Here is a 5,081-nt window from a genome sequence, read left to right as displayed (position 1 = left end):
CTGGGAAGCGACAGCGACGCGGTCCGGCGCCGAGCGGCCGAGTTTCTCGGCGAGGTCGGCAGCGTCGACGAGCAGCCGACGGTCGACGGGCTCCTCCGTGCGGCGACCAGCGACGACGACGCGGAGGTCAGAGGGGCCGCCGTCGACGCGCTCGACGAGCTCGGACAGGAGGCGCTCGAACAGCTGCTCAAAGAGCTCACCGGCACCAGCGGCTCCGAGGCGGAGTGGGTCACCGCCCGTAAGTTCGCCCGCGCGCTCAGGGCCGACCGCCCGGAGCTCCGGATGGCGGCCGCGAACGCGCTCGGCCGGCTCGACGACGCGAGCGGGCTCCAGCACCTCGTCGAGGCGCTCGACGACGAGGACGCCCGGGTCAGGCTGCGCGCCTGTCAGGCCTGCGGGACGTTCGCGGACCAGCGCTCGGTTCCGGGCCTCACGGAGCGGCTCGACGACGACGACCCGCGAGTCAGGCGGGCCGCGGCGAACGCCCTCGGAAACGTCGGAACGGATCAGGCGCTCTCGCCGCTGCTCGACCTCCTCGACGCCGGCGACGAGTCGCTTCGGCGCATCGCCGCCGGCGCGCTCGGAAAGGCGAACAACCCCGAGCCGGTGGAACCGCTGGCGCGGGCGCTCGGCGACGAGAGCGCGGTCGTTCGCAACGCCGCGGTGTACTCGATCATCGAACTGCTGTCGAACGTGCCCACTCAACAGAGTCACGCGGTCCGCGACCGCGTCGTCTCCGAGCTGAAATCGGCGGACGACGCCACAGTTGTCGAGCCGCTCGTCGAGATCCTCACGGACGGTCAACAGGACCGCCAGCGGCGGAACGCGGCGTGGATCCTCGGCCGCGTCGCAGAACCGGAGTCGGCGATAGCGGTCGAGGCGCTCGCGGACGCGCTCGCAGACGAGGACCCACAGACCGCCCAGTTCGCGGCCACGAGCCTCAAGAGCCTCGGCGGACCGATCGTCGAGGACCGGCTGCTCGACCGGCTCGGCACCGAACACCCGGAAGAAGCGCGAGCGAAGGCGGTGTTCGTCCTCGGTCAGGTCGGCGGGCAGGAGACGCTGAACCGGCTCGAAGACCTCACCGACGACGAGAGTTCCGCGGTCCGAAAGCGGGTGTTCTCAGCGGTTTCGAAACTCCGGGCGGGGGTTCCGTAAATGTCCAACGGCAGCGGCGAGTACAAGGTCACGGATACCAAGGGACGGTTCGCGGTCGCCGTCCGCGACGGACGGAAGGTGAGCGACGTCTCGTGGACGCCGGGTCGGGTGCTCCTCTCGAATCGGCGGCTGATACTCGCGGGTAACGATGGGAAGCGCACGGTCCCCCTCTCGAAGCTCCGGGGACTGGGCGGACGCCACGACGCCAACCAGTCGGTCGCGCGCGTCTCTAACTACGTGAGTTTCGACCTCGGCGATCAGGTGCTGTTGGTCGCCGCGTCCGACCACGAGTCGTTCGAGCGCGACGTCTACCGGGCGCTGCTCGACCAGCGGACGGTGACGGCCAAACACCCCGCGATCGAGGGCGGCGTCGTCCAGGAGACCGAGTGGGAGCAGGCCCGGGTGAAGATCGACGAGAACGGGCTCAACGCCGCCTTGGAGAGCGGCGCGTTCGTGAAGTTCGATCTCGACGACATCAGTGGCCTCGACGCCGCCAAACGCACGGTCAACGGCGAGAAGAAGCCCGTTATCGAGGTGTCTCACACCGACGACGAGGGAACCAGTATCGAGACGCACGTCGCCGGCGACCCCAACCGGATGCGGTTCGTCGAGGCGTGGCTCCGGAAGGGCGAGGAGCGCAGCTCGACGAACGTCGACCTCTCCAGTCGCGACCGAGAGGTGTTGATGGCGCTGTATTCCGGCGTCTCGCCGTTCGAGATCCCGTCGTTCCTCGGGATGGACGTCGACGCGGTCGAGGAGACGTTCGAGCGGCTCGTCGAGCTCGACGTGGTCGAAGAGGTCCGCGTTCGCCGCGAGGTGGCGCTCAACTCTCGCGGTCGCAACATCGCCAGCGAAGCGATGAACGAGCAGTAGGCGCACCGTCGAGTTGGGGCCGTAGTGCGTGGCGAACAGCCGGCGCAGCCGCTTCTCCGCGGCGGTGCGCCGGGCTCCCGCCTCGGCCGCCGCAGAGGACGGATCAGCTCACGGGCGCGTTGGCCGCGGTATCGGTTATGAAACGACGGCGCGCCCGCGTCGAACCACGCTTAAGTCGCTGCCCGGCCGAATGGGCGCATGAGCTACGAGGCGGTCTGTTTCGACCTCGACAACACCCTGTATCCGTATCCGCCCTGCAACGAGGCGGGCAAGCGGGCGGCGCTCGCGGCGTTCCGCGAGAGCGGGCACGAGATGGACCGGGAGACGTTCGACGAGCTGTACGCGACCGCTCGGCGCGAGGCGAAACGGGAGACCGCTGGTACGGCCGCCTCTCACGACCGACACATCTATTTCAAGCGCGCGCTCCGGCGCCACGCGGGCGAGCGGGACGCCGCGACCGCGCTCGCGCTCGGCGACGCCTACTGGGAGGGATACGCGTCCGAGATGGAACTGTGCGCCGGGGTCGAGTCGGTCTTCGACGCCCTCGCGGCGGCCGACACCAACGTCGCCATCGTGACCAACCTCACCACCCGCGTTCAACTCCAGAAGCTCGCGCGGCTCGGGATCGACGACCGGATCGACCGGCTCGTCACCTCCGAGGAGGTCGGCCGCGAGAAGCCGAGCGCGCTCCCCTTCGCGACCGCCCTCGCGGCGTTCGACTGCCGGCCGAGCGAGGCGCTGATGGTCGGGGACAACATCGACGCCGACGTGGCCGGCGCGAACGCGGTCGGGATGGACACGGCGCTGTTCGCCGCCGACGGCGACGCGCCGGGCGACGAGCTCTCGGCGCAGCGGCGCCCGGACTACCGCCCGGACGCCTTCGCCGACCTGACGGAGGTGGCGCCGTGAGCCGGGGCCCGACGGACCCCGACCTGCTCCGCGACGCCCGCGAGGCGGTCGTCGAGTACGCGCCGGCGCTCGCCGACCTGACGCCCGGTCGGACCGGGAACCTCAGCGTCCGCGACGGCGACGCGGTCGCCGTGACGCCGACGGGGGTCCCGTACGACTCCTTCGACGCCGACGACGTGCCGGTCGTCGGCCTCGACGGCGAGCGGCTGGCGGGCCGGATGGCGCCGTCGAGCGAGGTCCCGATGCACACGGGCATTTACAAGCACGACCGGCCGGGCGCCATCGTCCACACCCACTCGCCGTGGGCGACGACGATGGCGACGCTCGGTCGGCGGCTCCCGCCGGTCCACTACATGATCGTCTCGGTGGGCCGCGAGGTCCCGCTCGCCGACTACGCGCCGTACGGCACCGAGGAACTGGCCGCGAACGCCGTCGCCGCGATGGCCGAGGCCGACGCCGACGCGGCGATCCTCGCGAACCACGGGCTGGTGGTGACCGGGGCGGACCTGGAGACCGCGATCGAGAACACGCACCACGTCGAGGACCTCTGTCGGCTCTACCTCCGGGCGTCGGCGGTCGGGGAGCCGACCCTCCTCACCGACGACCAGCTGGCGACCGTCGAGGAGCGGTTCGAGAGCTACGGGCAGCAGCCGGACGCGGGGTAGGACGGGACGCGGAGTGCGGCCGGCCTCTCGGGCAGTCGCCCGGTTTTATAAATACCCGGACGGCTACCGGATCGGTATGACCGAGCACGAGCCGGCGGCCGCGGTGCGCGAGACCGCCGAGGCGATCGCGACGATGGAGATCCGCGGGGCGGCGACTATCGCCTCGGCGGCGGCCGAGGCGCTCGCCGAGCAGGCTCGCGCGGCCGCGGCGAGCGGCCCGACCGCGAGCGACCCGGCGGCGTTCCGCGCGTCGATTCGCGCGGCTGCGAGGGACCTCCGCGAGACGCGTCCAACGGCCGTCTCCCTGCCGAACGCCCTCCGATACGTCCTCCAGCGGATGGAGGGAGACGAGGTCGATCGGCTCCGCCGGAGCGTGGTGGACGCGAGCGAGGCGTTCGTCCGCCAGCTCGACCGGGCGCAGGAGGACCTCGGGCGGGTGGGCGCCAACCGCCTCGCCGACGGCGACACGGTGATGACGCACTGTCACTCGACCGACGCGCTTGCGTGTATCGAGGCGGCCGTCGAGCAGGGGAAGTCGATATCGGCGGTGGTCAAGGAGACGCGCCCGCGACAGCAGGGCCACATCACCGCCGAACAGCTCCGCGACGCCGGCGTCCCCGTCACCCTCATCGTCGACTCCGCGGCGCGGCGCTACCTCGACGAGGTCGACCACGTCGTCGTCGGGGCCGACTCGATCGCGGCCGACGGCGGCGTGATCAACAAGATCGGCACGTCGGGGCTCGCGGTCAACGCCCGCGAGCGCGGCGTCCCGATCATGACCGCGGCCCAGACGATCAAGCTCCACCCGGAGACGCTGACGGGTCACACCGTCGAGATCGAGATGCGGTCGGAGAGCGAGGTGATCGAGCCCGCGGCCCGCGAGGAGATCGGTGAGATCGCCGTTGAGAACCCCGCGTTCGACGTGACGCCGCCGCGGTACATGGACGCGATCGTCACCGAGCACGGCCAGTTCCCGCCGGAGAGCATCGTGACGCTCATGCGGGAGCTGTTCGGCGAGGGCGCCGCGGCGCCGTGGGCGGAACCATGAGCCGGGACGGGAGCGGCGACGGGGAGGACTGGGACGAGGAGGTCGCGGAGTGGGACGAGGAGGTCTCCGAGTGGGAGGCCGACGACTCTGATTCCCCCGACGGCACCCGATCGACCGGCGACGCCGACCCGGTTGACGAGGACCCCGACCTCGCGCCAGAGGAGTCGGGCCGCGTCCCGAAGGTGATCGCCGCGGGCCACATCAACTGGGACGTGACGATCCACGTCGACCGGCTGCCGGAGCCGGACGGCGAGACCCGGATCGACCGCCTCGAACAGTCCGGGGGCGGGAGCGCGGCGAACGTCGCGGTCGGGCTCGTCGACCTCGGCGGCCAGTCGGTCGTCTACGGGAGCGTCGGCGGCGACGAGAAGGGCGCGTTTTTGTTTTGCTGTTTGGTGGGGGGTGTATTGTTTACACCTAAAAAACTA

The 5,081-nt window shown here is 71.0% G+C and carries 6 protein-coding genes; all 6 read left to right on the top strand.

Annotated features, from left to right (window positions below):
• Positions 1 to 1,158: HEAT repeat domain-containing protein (locus tag OQF71_RS13775; protein ID WP_280588370.1), on the top strand; the 1,158-nt coding region annotated here is incomplete at its 5' end.
• Complete coding sequence (locus tag OQF71_RS13770; RefSeq protein WP_280588369.1) at positions 1,159 to 2,031, top strand: CheF family chemotaxis protein; 873 nt, start codon at positions 1,159 to 1,161, stop codon at positions 2,029 to 2,031.
• A gap of 198 nt (positions 2,032 to 2,229) precedes the next feature.
• Positions 2,230 to 2,940: an HAD family hydrolase gene (locus OQF71_RS13765; protein ID WP_280588367.1), complete on the top strand. Its 711-nt coding sequence runs from the start codon at positions 2,230 to 2,232 to the stop codon at positions 2,938 to 2,940.
• Positions 2,937 to 3,605, top strand: coding sequence for a class II aldolase/adducin family protein (locus OQF71_RS13760; RefSeq protein ID WP_280588366.1), 669 nt, complete (start codon positions 2,937 to 2,939; stop codon positions 3,603 to 3,605). Before OQF71_RS13765 ends, OQF71_RS13760 begins: the two co-directional genes overlap by 4 nt.
• 76 nt (positions 3,606 to 3,681) lie before the next feature.
• Positions 3,682 to 4,653, top strand: a complete 972-nt coding sequence (locus tag OQF71_RS13755) for a ribose 1,5-bisphosphate isomerase (RefSeq protein WP_280588365.1) — start codon at positions 3,682 to 3,684, stop codon at positions 4,651 to 4,653.
• The coding region (locus tag OQF71_RS13750; RefSeq protein WP_280588364.1) for a PfkB family carbohydrate kinase at positions 4,650 to 5,081 on the top strand (432 nt) is incomplete at its 3' end. The genes OQF71_RS13755 and OQF71_RS13750, both read left to right, overlap by 4 nt.

Origin of the sequence: Halorubrum sp. Boch-26 (genome assembly GCF_029889805.1) — an archaeon.
In the GTDB taxonomy this organism is placed as follows: Archaea; Halobacteriota; Halobacteria; order Halobacteriales; family Haloferacaceae; genus Halorubrum.
The sequence above is the reverse complement of the archived record's forward strand: the minus strand, read 5'-3'. Positions and strand labels throughout refer to the sequence as shown.

Excerpts from the sequence above, each read along its gene's own strand:
- OQF71_RS13765 (WP_280588367.1), top strand. The coding sequence starts at position 2,230 with ATGAGCTACGAGGCGGTCTGTTTCGACCTCGACAACACCCTGTATCCG.
- OQF71_RS13770 (WP_280588369.1), top strand. The coding sequence starts at position 1,159 with ATGTCCAACGGCAGCGGCGAGTACAAGGTCACGGATACCAAGGGACGG.
- OQF71_RS13755 (WP_280588365.1), top strand. The coding sequence starts at position 3,682 with ATGACCGAGCACGAGCCGGCGGCCGCGGTGCGCGAGACCGCCGAGGCG.